Genomic DNA, 13,873 nt, shown 5'->3' with positions numbered 1-13,873 from the left:
CTCCTAGGGGACGGGATGGCTTGTTCGTGAATTCATAATTCAAAATCATGCGGCTGACGAGCGCCTGTCAGTCGCATGTTTTCGGCATGCGCCAAGTCAGGCTGGGGCCTGCCGAAGACAACCCCAGCCGGAGCGTCAGCCCAGCGCGGCAATCACTTCCGGCGGCGCCTGCACCAGCTCGATCAACACGCCTTCACCGCCGATGGGGAACTCGTCGTTCGACTTCGGGTGGATGAAGGTGATGTCGTAGCCCGCCGCACCCTTGCGGATGCCACCCGGAGCGAAGCGCACGCCGTTGGCGCTCATCCACTCCACCGCGCGGGGCAGGTCGTCGACCCACAGGCCGACGTGGTTGAGCGGCGTGGCGTGCACCGCCGGCTTCTTCTCGATGTCCAGCGGCTGCATCAGGTCGACCTCCACCGCGGTGGGGCCGGAGCCCAGCGCGCAGATGTCCTCGTCGACGTTCTCGCGCTCGCTGACGAAGGTGCTCTTGATCGACAGGCCGAAGATGTCAACCCAGAGCTTCTGCAGCCGGGTCTTGTCCGGCCCGCCGATGGCGATCTGCTGGATGCCGAGGATCTTGAAGGGTTTGGTCATTTCTGGGCTCCCGCCGGGCCGCCCCAAGGGAGCCCTGCGCCCCCATGGGGGGTAGTGAACAAGGTGAACGTGGGGGCTGTCACCCAGCCTCACTCGAACGCCAGGATGGCCTGATCGACGGCGAGGCTCTCGCCCTTGCCGGCGCGGACTTCCTTGACCACGCAGTCCTGCGTGGCGACGAGGATGTTCTCCATCTTCATCGCCTCGATGACGGCGAGCTTCTCGCCGGCCAGCACCTTCTGCCCCACTGTCACCGCCACGTCGACCAGCAGGCCCGGCATGGGCGACAGCAGGAACTTGGACAGGTCAGGCGGTGCCTTGTAGGGCATCAGCTTGAACAGCTCGGCCGCACGCGGCAGCAGCACCAGGGCCTCGATGGCGGTGCCGTTGTGCGCCACCCGCAACGCCAGCGGGCGCTTGGACGAGCCGTGCTCGACCTGGGCGCTGAACGGCCGGCCGTTGACGCTGCCGGTCATCAGCACCGCGCCCAGCTTGGTGAAGCTCTGGATCGCGAAGGTCTTGCCGCCCAGGCTCACGTCCATCGTCCCGGTCTTGGGGTCGAAGTCGCCCAGCGTCACGTCGTGGTAGACGTGCTCGCCCTCGGCGCCCAGCTGCACCACCACCATCTGATTCTTGTGCGCCACCCCGTGGCCCGGCAGCTGGCCGCTGATGCCGGCGGCGCGCTCACGGGCCTTGCGGCGCACGAAGGCGGCCAGCGCCACCAGGAACAGCGGGTCGTCGTGCGGCACGTCCTCGGCCCTGAAGCCACGGCTGTAGTGCTCGGCGATGAAGCCGGTGTTGAACTGGCCGGTGACGAACTTCGGGTGCGCCAGCAGGGCGGCCTGGAAGGGGATGTTGCTGCTGATGCCGCGGATCACGAAGCCGTTGAGCGCCTCGCGCATCTTGGCGATGGCCTCGTTGCGGTCCCGCCCGTGCACGATGAGCTTGGCGATCATCGAGTCGTAGAACATCGGGATCTCACCGCCCTCGTAGACGCCGGTGTCCACGCGCACGCCACCGAAGTGGCTGCCGGCGTAAGCATTACCTTGCAACGTCTCGCTGCCCTGCTCCAGGTCGGCGGCCGGTGGCGCGTAGCGCACCAGGCGGCCTGTGGACGGCAGGAAGTTGCGGAAGGGGTCTTCCGCGTTGATGCGGCACTCGATCGCCCAGCCTTCCTTCTTGACGTCGGCCTGGGTGAAGCTGAGCTTCTCGCCGGCGGCGACGCGGATCATCTGCTCGACCAGGTCCAGCCCGGTGATGCACTCGGTCACCGGGTGCTCCACCTGCAGGCGGGTGTTCATCTCCAGGAAGTAGAAATCCTGGTCCTTGCCGACCACGAACTCCACCGTGCCGGCGCTCTGGTACTTCACCGCCTTGGCCAGGGCCACGGCCTGTTCGCCCATCGCTTTGCGCGTGGCGTCGCTGATGAAGGGGCTCGGCGCCTCCTCGATGACCTTCTGGTGGCGGCGCTGGATCGAGCATTCACGCTCATTGAGGTACAGCACATTGCCGTGGCTGTCGCCGAGCACCTGGATCTCGATGTGGCGCGGCTCCAGCACGTACTTCTCGATGAAGACGCGGTCATCGCCGAAGCTGTTGCGCGCCTCGTTGCGGCACGACGAGAAGCCCTCGAAGGCCTCCTTGTCGTTGAAGGCCACGCGCAGGCCCTTGCCGCCGCCGCCGGCCGAGGCCTTGATCATCACCGGGTAGCCGATGCCCTTGGCGATCTCCACGGCCTGCTCGGGCGTGTCGATGGCGTCGTTATAGCCCGGGATGGTGTTGACCTTGGCCTCGTTGGCCAGCTTCTTGGAGGCGATCTTGTCGCCCATCGCCGCGATGGAGTAGTGCTTCGGGCCGATGAAGGCGATGCCCTCTTCCTCGCAGCGGCGCGCGAAGGCCTCGTTTTCCGACAGGAAGCCGTAGCCCGGGTGCACGGCCTGCGCACCGGTGGCCTTGCAGGCGGCGATGATCTTGTCGGCCACGAGGTAGGACTCGCGCGAGGGCGCCGGGCCCAGCAGCACGGCCTCGTCGGCCAGCTCGACGTGGCGGGCGTCCTTGTCGGCTTCGGAATACACCGCGACGGTGGCGATGCCCATCTTCTTCGCGGTCTTGATGACGCGGCAGGCAATCTCGCCGCGGTTCGCAATCAGGATCTTCTTGAACATGTTCGTGTGCTCCGCGGGGCTTACAGAGGGATATTGCCGTGCTTGCGCCAGGGGTTGTCCAGCTTCTTGTCACGCAGCATCACCAGCGAGCGGCAGATGCGCTTGCGCGTCTCGTGCGGCTGGATCACGTCGTCGATGAAGCCACGTGCGCCGGCCACGAAGGGGTTGGCGAAGCGGGCCTTGTATTCGGCTTCCTTGGCGGCCAGCTTGGCCGGGTCGCCCTTGTCCTCGCGGAAGATGATCTCCACCGCGCCCTTGGCACCCATCACCGCGATCTCGGCGTTCGGCCAGGCGAAGTTGACATCGCCGCGCAGGTGCTTGGACGACATCACGTCATACGCGCCGCCATAGGCCTTGCGGGTGATGACGGTGACCTTCGGCACGGTGCACTCGGCGTAGGCGTAGAGCAGCTTGGCGCCGTGCTTGATGATGCCGCCGTACTCCTGCGAGGTGCCGGGCATGAAGCCGGGCACATCCACGAAGGTGATCACCGGGATGTTGAAGGCATCGCAGAAGCGCACGAAGCGCGCGGCCTTGATGCTCGACTTGATGTCCAGGCAGCCCGCCAGCACCAGCGGGTTGTTGGCCACGATGCCGACCGTCTGGCCTTCCATGCGGGCCATGCCGATGACGATGTTGGCGGCGTAGTCGGGCTGCAGCTCGAAGAAGTCGCCGTCGTCCACCACCTTGACGATCAGTTCCTTGATGTCATAGGGCTTGTTGGCGTTGTCGGGCACCAGGGTGTCGAGCGAATGGTCCAGGCGCGCGGCCGGGTCACCACTCGGGCGCACCGGCGGCTTCTCGCGGTTGTTCAGCGGCAGGTAGTTGAAGAAGCGGCGCAGCATCAGCAGCGCCTCCACGTCGTTGTCGAAGGCCAGGTCGGCCACGCCGCTCTTGGTGGTGTGGGTGGTGGCGCCGCCCAGCTCCTCGGCCGTCACGTCCTCGTGGGTCACGGTCTTCACGACTTCCGGACCGGTGACGAACATGTACGAGCTGTCCTTCACCATGAAGATGAAGTCGGTCATCGAGGGCGAGTACACCGCGCCGCCAGCGCAGGGGCCCATGATCATGCTGATCTGCGGGATCACGCCCGAGGCCATCACGTTCTTCTGGAACACGTCGGCGTAGCCGCCCAGCGAGGCCACGCCTTCCTGGATGCGCGCGCCGCCCGAATCGTTCAGGCCGATCACCGGCGCGCCGACCTTCATCGCCTGGTCCATCACCTTGCAGATCTTCTCGGCGTGCGACTCGGAGAGGGCGCCGCCAAAGACAGTGAAGTCCTGGCTGAAGGCGAAGGCCAGCCGGCCGTTGATCATGCCGTAGCCGGTCACGACGCCGTCACCGGGGATCTTGGTGTCGGCCATGCCGAAGTCGACGCAGCGGTGCTCGACGAACATGTCCCATTCTTCGAAGGTGCCTTCGTCGAACAGCAGTTCGAGCCGCTCGCGCGCGGTCAGCTTGCCCTTCTTGTGCTGCGCGTCGATGCGCTTCTGGCCACCGCCCAGGCGGGCCTTGGCGCGCTTTTCTTCGAGCATCTGCTGGATGTCGTGCATGGAGTCCACTCCTCGGGGAAAAACTCGGGTGTCGAAAAGGATTCGTTGCTGCGTTCGTCGCGCGCTGGCCGTCTGGCGGGTTGCTCAGGCGGCCAGGTCGAGCAGCCGCCGCGCGGCCACGGAGGCCGCCAGGCTGCCGGCGCGCACCTGCTCGGTGATGTCGCCCAGCCGGGCGCGCACGTCCGGGTGGGCGCGGAAGCGCTCGCGCAGACCGGCCTCGATGCGTTCCCACATCCAGGCCAGGCTCTGCTGCTGCCGGCGTGCCGCCAGGCGGCCGTTGCCCTCCTGCAGGCGGCGGAAGGTGCTGACGGCCGCCCAGAAGTCGTCCAGCCCGCGCGACTTCAGCGCGCTGATCTGGATGACCTGGGGATGCCAGAAGGCCTGATCATGATGAGCATGGTCTGGGTTGCCGTGCATCCCGAGCAGCCGCAGGGCGGAGGTAATCTGTGCGCGCGCACGCATCGCCGCGTTCTCGTCGATGTCGGCCTTGTTGATCACCACCAGGTCGGCCAGCTCCATCACGCCCTTCTTGATGGCCTGCAGGTCGTCGCCGGCGTTGGGCAGCTGCAGCAGGCAGAACATGTCGGTCATCTGCTGCACCGCGGTCTCGCTCTGGCCCACGCCGACGGTCTCGACGATCACCACGTCGTAGCCTGCGGCCTCGGCCACGTACATCGACTCGCGCGTCTTCTCGGCCACACCGCCCAGCGTGCCCGACGAGGGGCTGGGGCGGATGTAGGCCTGCGGATGCACGGAGAGCTGCTCCATGCGGGTCTTGTCGCCGAGGATGGAGCCACCGGACACGTTGGACGACGGGTCCACCGCCAGCACCGCGACGCGGTGGCCCCGCCCGATCAGGTGCATGCCGAGCGCCTCGATGAAGGTGCTCTTGCCCACGCCGGGCACGCCGGAGATGCCCAGGCGGAAGGAGCGGCCGGCGTGCGGCAGCAGGGCGTTGAGCAGCGCATCGGCCCGGGCGCGGTGGTCGGCCCGGGTCGATTCGAGCAGCGTGATCGCCTTGGCCATCGAGCGGCGCTGCACCGCCGCGTTGCCACGGACGATGCCTTGCAGCAGACCGGCGTCTGCCGCGTCCAGGGTATTCAGACTCATGCTCTCGGCGCTCGCGACGCGTTCGGTTGCGCCGGCCTGCGGAAGTAGAGATCCCACTCGCCCTCGGCTTCGAGCACGAAGCCATGGCGCTGGTAGAAGCGGGTCGCGTCGCTGTGTTTGAGCGCGGTGACGCTCACCGCCACGCCGCGCCGGTCGGCCTCGGCCAGCACCTGGGCCATGACCCAGCTGCCGATACCCAGCCCCTGTGCGGTGGGATGGATGTAGAGGTGGTCGAGCAGCCAGTCGTGCTCGCGCGGGATCACCGCGACGAAACCCACCAGCCCGCCCTCGTAGACGATGTGGCGGGTGTGCGCCGGGTTGAAGCCTCGGCTCAGGCGCTCGCGTGCACGCTGCGGATCGAAGCGGCCGATGTACTCCAGGCTCTCGCGCATCGCCGCCATGCGCAGCGACAGCAGGGCCTCGAAGTCACCCTCGTCGGCTGGCGTCAGCACGATGCGGGGCGAGGTGTTGCCGCGTTCGAGCGAGGAGTTCACGCGCGGATCCTGCCAGCAGGTGATGTGGGCTCGATTCGGCTCAGCCCTGGGCGGGTGCCGCTGCGGTAGCCGCCTGGATCTGGTCCAGCACCACCTTGGCCGACGCCGGGATCGGCGTGCCCGGGCCGAAGATGCCCTTGACACCCGCGTCGTACAGGAAACCGTAGTCCTGCGCCGGAATCACGCCACCCGCGAAGACGATGATGTCGTCCGCGCCCTGCGCCCGCAGCGCGTTGATGATGGCCGGCACCAGCGTCTTGTGGCCGGCCGCCAGCGTGGAAATGCCCACGGCGTGCACGTCGTTCTCGATGGCTTGGCGGGCGCACTCCTCGGGCGTCTGGAACAGCGGTCCCATGTCGACGTCGAAGCCCAGGTCGGCGTAGGCCGTGGCCACCACCTTGGCGCCGCGGTCGTGGCCGTCCTGGCCGAGCTTGGCGATCATCACGCGCGGGCGACGGCCCTGCTGCTCGGCAAAGGCGGCAATCTCGCCTTTCAGTTTGTCCCAGCCTTCGGCCGAGTCATAGGCAGCTGCGTACACACCGGTCACCTTCTGGATGTCCGCACGGTGGCGGCCAAAGACCTTCTCCAGGGCATCGCTCACCTCGCCCACCGTGGCGCGCAGACGGATGGCCTGGATCGACAGGTCCAGCAGGTTACCCTGGCCGGACCGGGCCGCGGCGGTCAGCGCCTCCAGCGCGGCCTGCACCGCAGCGCTGTCTCGCCGGGCCTTGATCTGCTGCAGACGCGCGATCTGCGAGTCGCGCACCTTGACGTTGTCGACGTCCAGGATCTCGATCGGGTCTTCCTTGGCCAGCTTGTATTTGTTGACGCCGACGATGACGTCCTTGCCCGAGTCGATGCGGGCCTGCTTCTCGGCCGCGCTGGCCTCGATCTTCAGCTTGGCCCAGCCGGAGTCCACCGCCTTGGTCATGCCGCCCATGGCCTCGACTTCTTCGATGATCGACCAAGCCTTGTCGGCCATGTCCTGGGTGAGCGACTCCATCAGGTAGCTGCCGGCCCAGGGGTCCACCACGTTGGTGATGTGGGTCTCTTCCTGGATGATCAGCTGCGTGTTGCGGGCGATGCGCGAGGAGAACTCGGTGGGCAGCGCGATCGCTTCGTCCAGCGAGTTGGTGTGCAGGCTCTGCGTGCCGCCAAACACCGCGGCCATCGCCTCGATGGTGGTGCGCACCACGTTGTTGTACGGATCCTGCTCGGTCAGGCTCCAGCCCGAGGTCTGGCTGTGCGTGCGCAGCATCAGGCTCTTCGGGTTCTTGGCGTTGAAGCCCTTCATGATGCGCGCCCAGAGCAGGCGGGCCGCGCGCATCTTGGCGATCTCGAGATAGAAGTTCATCCCGACCGCCCAGAAGAAGCTCAGGCGCCCGGCGAAGTCATCCACGTCCATGCCCTTGGCGATGGCGGTCTTCACGTACTCCTTGCCGTCGGCCAGCGTGAAAGCCATCTCCAGCGCCTGGTTGGCGCCCGCTTCCTGCATGTGGTAGCCGGAGATGCTGATCGAGTTGAACTTCGGCATGTTCTTCGCCGTGTACTCGATGATGTCGCCGATGATCTTCATCGACGGCTCCGGCGGGTAGATGTACGTGTTGCGGACCATGAACTCCTTGAGGATGTCGTTCTGGATGGTCCCGGACAGCTTGTCCTGGCTCACGCCCTGCTCTTCGGCGGCCACCACGTAGCCGGCCAGCACGGGCAGCACCGCGCCGTTCATCGTCATCGACACGCTGACCTTGTCCAACGGGATGCCGTCAAAGAGGATCTTCATGTCCTCGACCGAGTCGATTGCCACGCCGGCCTTGCCGACGTCGCCAGTCACGCGCGGATGGTCACTGTCGTAGCCACGGTGCGTGGCCAGGTCGAAGGCCACCGACACGCCCTGTCCACCCGCAGCGAGCGCCTTGCGGTAAAAGGCGTTCGACTCTTCCGCGGTCGAGAAGCCGGCGTACTGGCGGATCGTCCACGGGCGCACTGCGTACATCGTGGCCTGCGGGCCGCGCAGGAAGGGCTCGAAGCCCGGCAGCGTGTTGGCGTAGGGCAGGTTGGCGGTGTCCGCCGCGGTATACAGCGGCTTGACGGTGATGCCCTCGGGCGTGACCCAGTCGAGCTTCGCCAGGTCACCCCCGGCCGACTTGGCGGCGGCCTTCGCCCATTGTTCAAGCGAGGCGGTCTGGAACTCGGGGGACGGGGCGGCGGGCTGCGACATGTTGATTTCCTGGGGAGGCACGGAGCGTGCGCCTGGCGCCGTCGTGGGGCGTTCAAGCGCACTGGACAACCGCCATGATACATGATGCATAATTATGAATTCAAGATGCCTGTGGCCGTGACGCACGTCGCGCCCCGCCCGCACCTCCTCCCACAGAAACGCCGCCGTGTTGCCGACCGCCGCTGATCGCTCTCTTTCGCCCCGCGCCCTCTACCAGGACGTGGCCGAGCGGCTGCGCGAGCGCATCTTCAACCGCCAGCTCGAACCCGGCAGCTGGATCGACGAGCAGAAACTCGCGGCCGACTTCGGCATCAGCCGCACGCCGCTGCGCGAGGCGCTGAAGGTGCTCGCCGTCGAGGGCCTGGTGACGATGAAGGTGCGCCGCGGCGCCTACGTCACCGAGATGTCGGTGCAGGACGTGCAGCAGGTCTATCACGTGATGGCGCTGCTGGAGAGCGACGCCGCCGGCGAAGTGGCCCGCCAGGCCACCCCGGCGGAGATCGCCCAGTTACGCGCCCTGCACGACCGGCTGGAGCGCGAAGTGCACCAGCGCGAGTTCTTCTTTGCCACCAACGAGGCCTTCCACATGCAGCTGCTGACCCTCGGCGGCAACCGCTGGAGCCAGCAGATCGTCGGCGACCTGCGCAAGGTCATGAAGCTCAACCGCCACCACTCGCTGTTCAAGCAGGGCCGGCTGGAGGAGTCGCTCGCCGAGCATCGCGCGCTGATGGACGCCATCGAGCAGCGCGATGCCGAAGCCGCCAGGCGCCTCATGCGCCTGCACCTCGACAACGGCCTGGAGGCTGCCTCCGCCTGAGCGGCTGCACGCCGCCGTTTTACCGACACCCCAGACCCTGATCACTCAGCCTGCGGTCAGCTTGAAGCGGCACATTGCCCGCGCCAGGCAGATCCGGCCCCGCCCGCCCATCCAGCCCCTTTTCCTTTTCCATTGAGGAGCCAACCCAGTGAAGATCCACGAGTACCAAGGCAAGGAAATCCTGCGCCAGTTCGACGTCCCGGTGCCCCGGGGCCATGCGGCATTCACCGTTGACGAGGCGGTGGAAGCGGCCCAGAAGCTGGGCGGCCCGGTGTGGGTGGTCAAGGCCCAGATCCACGCCGGTGGGCGCGGCAAGGGCGGCGGCGTCAAGGTCACCAAGACGCTCGAGGGCGTGCGCGAACTGGCCGGCCAGATCCTGGGCATGCAGCTCAAGACCCACCAGACCGGGCCTGAGGGCCAGAAGGTGCGCCGCCTGTACATCGAGGACGGCGCCGACATCGGCCGCGAGTTCTACGTCTCCCTGGTCACCGACCGCGCCTCGCAGAAGGTCGCCTTCATCGCCTCCAGCGAAGGCGGCATGGACATCGAAGAGGTCGCCCACTCGACCCCCGAGAAGATCGTCACCGAACTGATCGACCCGCTGACCGGCCTGGGCGACGAGCAGGCCGCCAAGATCGCGCGTGCCATCGGCATGGAAGGCCATACGGTCGACCAGGCGGTCACGCTGTTCAAGAACCTGTACCGCTGCTACATGGAGACGGATGCCTCGCTGGTCGAGATCAACCCGCTCAACCGCGACTCCAAGGGCAACCTGATCGCGCTGGACGCCAAGTTCAACTTCGACGCCAACGCCCTGTACCGTCACCCCGAAATCGTGGCCTACCGTGACCTGGACGAAGAAGATCCGGCCGAAGTCGAAGCCAGCAAGTTCGACCTGGCCTACATCAGCCTGGACGGCAACATCGGCTGCCTGGTCAACGGCGCCGGTCTGGCCATGGCCACGATGGACACCATCAAGCTGTTCGGCGGCGAGCCGGCCAACTTCCTGGACGTGGGCGGCGGTGCCACCACCGAGAAGGTCACCGAGGCCTTCAAGCTCATGCTGAAGAACCCGGACGTCAAGGGCATCCTGGTCAACATCTTCGGCGGCATCATGAAGTGCGACACCATCGCCGAGGGCGTGATCGCCGCCTCGCGCGCGGTGAACCTGAGCGTGCCGCTGGTGGTGCGCATGAAGGGCACCAACGAGGACCTGGGCAAGAAGATGCTGGCCGAGAGCGGTCTGCCGATCATCGCGGCCAACACCATGGCCGAAGCCGCGACGAAGATCGTCGAAGCCGTGAAATGACCCACCCCCGCAGCGCCTGACGGCGCTCCCCCTCAAGGGGGCGCCGCTGGCGGACCGGCAAAGCCGGATCCGCGGCGGCCGCTGGGTCACACCAACCATTCGGCCAACCGGCCACCTGAATCGAATCGAGGGCGCACATGTCCATTTACATCAACAAGGACAGCCGGGTCATCACCCAGGGCATCACGGGCAAGACGGGCCAGTTCCACACGCTGGGCTGCCAGGCCTATGCGAACGGGAAGAACTGCTTCGTCGCGGGCGTGAACCCGAAGAAGGCGGGCGAGAAGTTCAGCGACATCCCCATCTACGCCAGCGTCAAGGAAGCCGCGCAGCAGCAGGGCGCCAACGTGAGCGTGATCTACGTGCCGCCCGCGGGCGCGGCCGCGGCGATCTGGGAAGCCGTCGAGGCGGACCTGGACCTGGCGATCTGCATCACCGAAGGCATCCCGGTGCGGGACATGCTGGAAGTGCGCAACAAGATGAAGGCCAAGGAAGCGGCTGGCGGCAAGAAGACGCTGCTGCTGGGCCCGAACTGCCCGGGTCTGATCACGCCCGAGGAAATCAAGATCGGCATCATGCCGGGGCACATCCACCGCAAGGGCCGCATCGGCGTGGTCTCGCGCTCGGGCACGCTGACCTATGAAGCGGTGGCGCAGCTGACCGAGATCGGCCTGGGCCAGTCCAGCGCGGTCGGCATCGGCGGCGACCCGATCAACGGTCTGAAGCACATCGACGTGATGCGCGCCTTCAATGACGATCCGGACACCGATGCGGTGATCATGATCGGCGAGATCGGCGGCCCGGACGAGGCCGAAGCCGCGATGTGGTGCAAGGCGAACATGAAGAAGCCGGTGGTGGGCTTCATCGCCGGTGTGACCGCTCCGGCGGGCAAGCGCATGGGTCACGCCGGTGCGCTGATCAGCGGCGGTGCGGACACGGCCGACGCCAAGCTGGCGATCATGGAGGAGTGTGGCTTCAAGGTCACGCGCAACCCCTCCGAGATGGCTCGCATCCTCAAGAGCCTGATCTGAGGAGGGGGTGAGCGGCATCGGGCCACCGGTGCTGCCTCAGCCACAGACGCTCGCCGCTGAAGCACGGAAGGCCGCCCTCGGGCGGCCTTCTTGTTGTCAAAGCCGCATGCCTGCCGCCGATGCGCTCAGTGCGGCGCGCTCTGTGCGATTCGTTCAGTGCGACGCGCCCAGCGGGCCGACGTGCAGGCGGTAACCCTCGCCGCGGACGGTCGAGATGTGGACCGGCTCGTGGCGAAGCTTGCGCCGCAGACGGCAGACGTAGACCTGTACCGAGTTGAGGGATGCGCTCTCGCTGCGTTCGAGGAGGCGCTGCTGCAGGAACTCGGGGCTGGCCAGCCGGCCGGCGCGTCGGATCAGGGCTTCGAGCAGTTCCAGCTCCCGCATTGACAAGCGCAGCGGCTGCCCGTTCAACAGCACGGTGCGGTCGACCGGGTCGTAGGCCAGCGGGCCGCAGCAGAGGTACCGGGCCGAGGCACTGCCGGCGCGGCGCTGGCGAACCCGCAGCCGCGCCGCGAGTTCTGCGTCGTCGACGTCGTCGGACACGCAGTCGTCGGCGCCATGGTCGAGCGCCTGGATGCGCTGCGTGACCGAAGGAGCGTCCACCACGGCAAGGATGGGCAGCAGGGCGTGCCGCTCACGCCAGGCCTGCAGTCGGCTGAGCGCGTCACGCTCGGCGTTGCCCAGTGCAAGGACCAGCACGTCGACCTCGCCCACCGGCACCGCCGCCGCGGGCGGGCCCGCCCCGACCTCCCGGACGGTCGGGAAGCCCAGGCGCTCCAGGCGCTGCCTCAGCGCCCGGCTGCGCTGCGCCTCGCCTGCACACACCCACACCGGCATGGTGATCCGACCGTTCGCGCGTGGCCTCAGACGCCGGGCAGCACGTGGTCGCGGAAGCGCTCACGCAGCTTGTGCTTGAGCATCTTGCCGGTGGCGCCCAGCGGAATCTCCTCGACGAAGATCACGTCGTCGGGCGTCCACCACTTGGCGATCTTGCCCTCGTAGAAGGCCAGCAGCTCCTGCTTCGTCAGCGTGGCACCGGGCTTGAGCGACACCACCAGCAGCGGCCGCTCGTCCCACTTCGGGTGTTTGGCGGCGATGCAGGCGGCCATCGCCACCGCCGGGTGCGCCATCGCGACGTTCTCCAGGTCGATCGAGCCGATCCACTCGCCGCCGGACTTGATCACGTCCTTGCTGCGGTCGGTGATCTGCATGTAGCCATCGGCGTCGATGCGCGCCACGTCCCCAGTGGGGAACCAGCCGTCCATCAACGGACCCTTGCCCTCCTCGCGGAAGTAGCGCGACACCACCCAGTGGCCACGCACCAGCAGGTCGCCGCTGACCAGGCTGTCGGCGGGCAGCTCGCGGCCCTCGCCGTCGATCACCTTCATGTCCACGCCAAAGATCGCGCGGCCCTGCTTGGACTGCAGCGCCAGGCGCTGCTCCACCGGCCATTGCGCATGCTGGGCCTTGAAGCTGCACACCGTGCCCAGCGGGCTGAGTTCGGTCATGCCCCAGGCGTGGATGACGTGCACGCCGTGATCGAGCTCGAAGGCGCGGATCATCGCCGGCGGGCAGGCCGAGCCGCCGATGATGGTGCGGCGCATGGTGGAGAACTTCAGGCCCTTGTTGCCCACATGGCCCAGCAGCCCCTGCCAGACGGTGGGCACCCCGGCCGACAGCGTCACGCCTTCGGCCTCGAAGAGGTCGTAGAGCGAGGCGCCGTCCAGCCCCGGCCCGGGGAAGACCAGCTTGGCACCGACCATGCAGGCCACGTAGGGCAGGCCCCAGGCATTGACGTGGAACATCGGCACCACCGGCAGGATGGTGTCGGCCGCCGAGCAGTTCAGCGCGTCCGGCAGGGCCGCGGCAAAGGTGTGCAGCAGCGTGGAACGGTGGCTGTAGAGCACGCCCTTGGGGTGGCCGGTGGTGCCGGAGGTGTAGCACAGCGTCGCGGCGCTCTCCTCCGGGAAACTCGGCCAGTCGAAGTGGTCGGACTCGGCGTCCAGCAAATCCTCGTAGCAGAGCAGGCCGGGGATCTTCGAGGCGGGCAGGTGGGCCCGATCGGTCATCGCCACGAAGGCGCGCACCGTCTTCACCCGCGAGGCCACCGCCTCCACCAGCGGCAGGAAGGTCAGGTCGAAGAACAGCACCTGGTCTTCGGCATGGTCGGCGATGTAGACCACCTGGTCGGCGTGCAGGCGCGGGTTGATGGTGTGCAGCACCGCCCCCATGCCCGACACCGCGTAGTACAGCTCCATGTGGCGGTGGCCGTTCCAGGCCAGCGTGGCCACCCGGTCCGGGCTGTGCACCCCCAGCCGGCCCAGCGCCTTGGCCAGGCGGCGCGAGCGCGCCGCCAGATCGCGGTAGGTCATGCGGTGGAGGTCGCCCTCCACCCGGCGCGAGACGATCTCGCGGTCACCATGGTGGCGCTCGGCGTGCACGAGCAGCGAGGAGGTGAGCAGCGGCATGCTCATCATCTGGCCTTGCATCGGAAGGTCTCCTGAGGATGGGGGGTGAAGGGCACGGACCTCGGCCAGCGCCCAGCGCAGCAGCGCCATGGTTTGGGAACAAAGAGG

The 13,873-nt window shown here is 67.3% G+C and carries 11 protein-coding genes; 3 read left to right on the top strand and 8 right to left on the bottom strand.

What is annotated here, in order from left to right:
* Positions 1-135: 135 nt before the first annotated feature.
* From NGK70_RS09115 to scpA, 6 genes are all read right to left on the bottom strand, one after another.
* Positions 136-597, bottom strand: a complete 462-nt coding sequence (locus tag NGK70_RS09115; RefSeq protein ID WP_251972926.1) for a VOC family protein — start codon at positions 595-597, stop codon at positions 136-138.
* Positions 598-686: 89 nt separating this feature from the next.
* Positions 687-2,762 (bottom strand): acetyl-CoA carboxylase biotin carboxylase subunit, encoded by a 2,076-nt coding sequence (locus NGK70_RS09110; protein WP_251972925.1) that lies wholly within the window; start codon positions 2,760-2,762, stop codon positions 687-689.
* 20 nt (positions 2,763-2,782) lie between these two features.
* A complete protein-coding gene (locus tag NGK70_RS09105) occupies positions 2,783-4,315 on the bottom strand; it encodes an acyl-CoA carboxylase subunit beta (RefSeq protein ID WP_251972924.1) in 1,533 nt (510 codons plus the stop codon).
* 84 nt (positions 4,316-4,399) lie between these two features.
* Positions 4,400-5,425 (bottom strand): methylmalonyl Co-A mutase-associated GTPase MeaB, encoded by a 1,026-nt coding sequence (meaB, locus tag NGK70_RS09100; RefSeq protein WP_251972923.1) that lies wholly within the window; start codon positions 5,423-5,425, stop codon positions 4,400-4,402.
* Positions 5,422-5,919: a GNAT family N-acetyltransferase gene (locus NGK70_RS09095; protein WP_251972922.1), complete on the bottom strand. Its 498-nt coding sequence runs from the start codon at positions 5,917-5,919 to the stop codon at positions 5,422-5,424. Before NGK70_RS09095 ends, meaB begins: the two co-directional genes overlap by 4 nt.
* Before the next feature lie 40 nt (positions 5,920-5,959).
* Positions 5,960-8,140 (bottom strand): methylmalonyl-CoA mutase, encoded by a 2,181-nt coding sequence (gene scpA, locus NGK70_RS09090; RefSeq protein ID WP_251972921.1) that lies wholly within the window; start codon positions 8,138-8,140, stop codon positions 5,960-5,962.
* Positions 8,141-8,306: 166 nt separating this feature from the next.
* On the opposite strand from scpA, the gene NGK70_RS09085 reads away from it, so the two are divergent.
* The 3 genes from NGK70_RS09085 to sucD all read left to right on the top strand — a co-directional run bounded on the left by NGK70_RS09085 (position 8,307) and on the right by sucD (position 11,297).
* Positions 8,307-8,957 (top strand): GntR family transcriptional regulator, encoded by a 651-nt coding sequence (locus NGK70_RS09085; RefSeq protein WP_251972920.1) that lies wholly within the window; start codon positions 8,307-8,309, stop codon positions 8,955-8,957.
* 148 nt (positions 8,958-9,105) lie between these two features.
* Positions 9,106-10,266, top strand: coding sequence for an ADP-forming succinate--CoA ligase subunit beta (gene sucC / locus NGK70_RS09080; protein WP_251972340.1), 1,161 nt, complete (start codon positions 9,106-9,108; stop codon positions 10,264-10,266).
* Positions 10,267-10,403: 137 nt separating this feature from the next.
* A complete protein-coding gene (gene sucD / locus NGK70_RS09075; protein WP_251972919.1) occupies positions 10,404-11,297 on the top strand; it encodes a succinate--CoA ligase subunit alpha in 894 nt (297 codons plus the stop codon).
* Positions 11,298-11,450: 153 nt separating this feature from the next.
* Here the strand turns inward: sucD and NGK70_RS09070 are convergent, their stop codons facing one another.
* Positions 11,451-12,134: a response regulator transcription factor gene (locus NGK70_RS09070; RefSeq protein WP_251972918.1), complete on the bottom strand. Its 684-nt coding sequence runs from the start codon at positions 12,132-12,134 to the stop codon at positions 11,451-11,453.
* 26 nt (positions 12,135-12,160) lie between these two features.
* On the bottom strand, positions 12,161-13,786 hold the full coding sequence (locus NGK70_RS09065) for a 3-(methylthio)propionyl-CoA ligase (protein WP_251972917.1): 1,626 nt from the start codon (positions 13,784-13,786) through the stop codon (positions 12,161-12,163).
* Between the last annotated feature and the right edge of the window lie 87 nt (positions 13,787-13,873).

This window comes from Sphaerotilus microaerophilus (assembly GCF_023734135.1).
Taxonomy (GTDB): Bacteria; Pseudomonadota; Gammaproteobacteria; order Burkholderiales; family Burkholderiaceae_C; genus Sphaerotilus; species Sphaerotilus microaerophilus.
This window is presented reverse-complemented; position numbering and strand designations above follow the sequence as displayed.

What these genes read in the sequence shown, in the direction of transcription:
- NGK70_RS09115 (WP_251972926.1), bottom strand. Translation starts at nt 597, where the DNA reads ATGACCAAACCCTTCAAGATCCTCGGCATCCAGCAGATCGCCATCGGC.
- NGK70_RS09110 (WP_251972925.1), bottom strand. Translation starts at nt 2,762, where the DNA reads ATGTTCAAGAAGATCCTGATTGCGAACCGCGGCGAGATTGCCTGCCGC.
- NGK70_RS09105 (WP_251972924.1), bottom strand. Translation starts at nt 4,315, where the DNA reads ATGCACGACATCCAGCAGATGCTCGAAGAAAAGCGCGCCAAGGCCCGC.
- meaB (WP_251972923.1), bottom strand. Translation starts at nt 5,425, where the DNA reads ATGAGTCTGAATACCCTGGACGCGGCAGACGCCGGTCTGCTGCAAGGC.
- scpA (WP_251972921.1), bottom strand. Translation starts at nt 8,140, where the DNA reads ATGTCGCAGCCCGCCGCCCCGTCCCCCGAGTTCCAGACCGCCTCGCTT.
- sucD (WP_251972919.1), top strand. Translation starts at nt 10,404, where the DNA reads ATGTCCATTTACATCAACAAGGACAGCCGGGTCATCACCCAGGGCATC.
- NGK70_RS09070 (WP_251972918.1), bottom strand. Translation starts at nt 12,134, where the DNA reads ATGCCGGTGTGGGTGTGTGCAGGCGAGGCGCAGCGCAGCCGGGCGCTG.
- NGK70_RS09065 (WP_251972917.1), bottom strand. Translation starts at nt 13,786, where the DNA reads ATGCAAGGCCAGATGATGAGCATGCCGCTGCTCACCTCCTCGCTGCTC.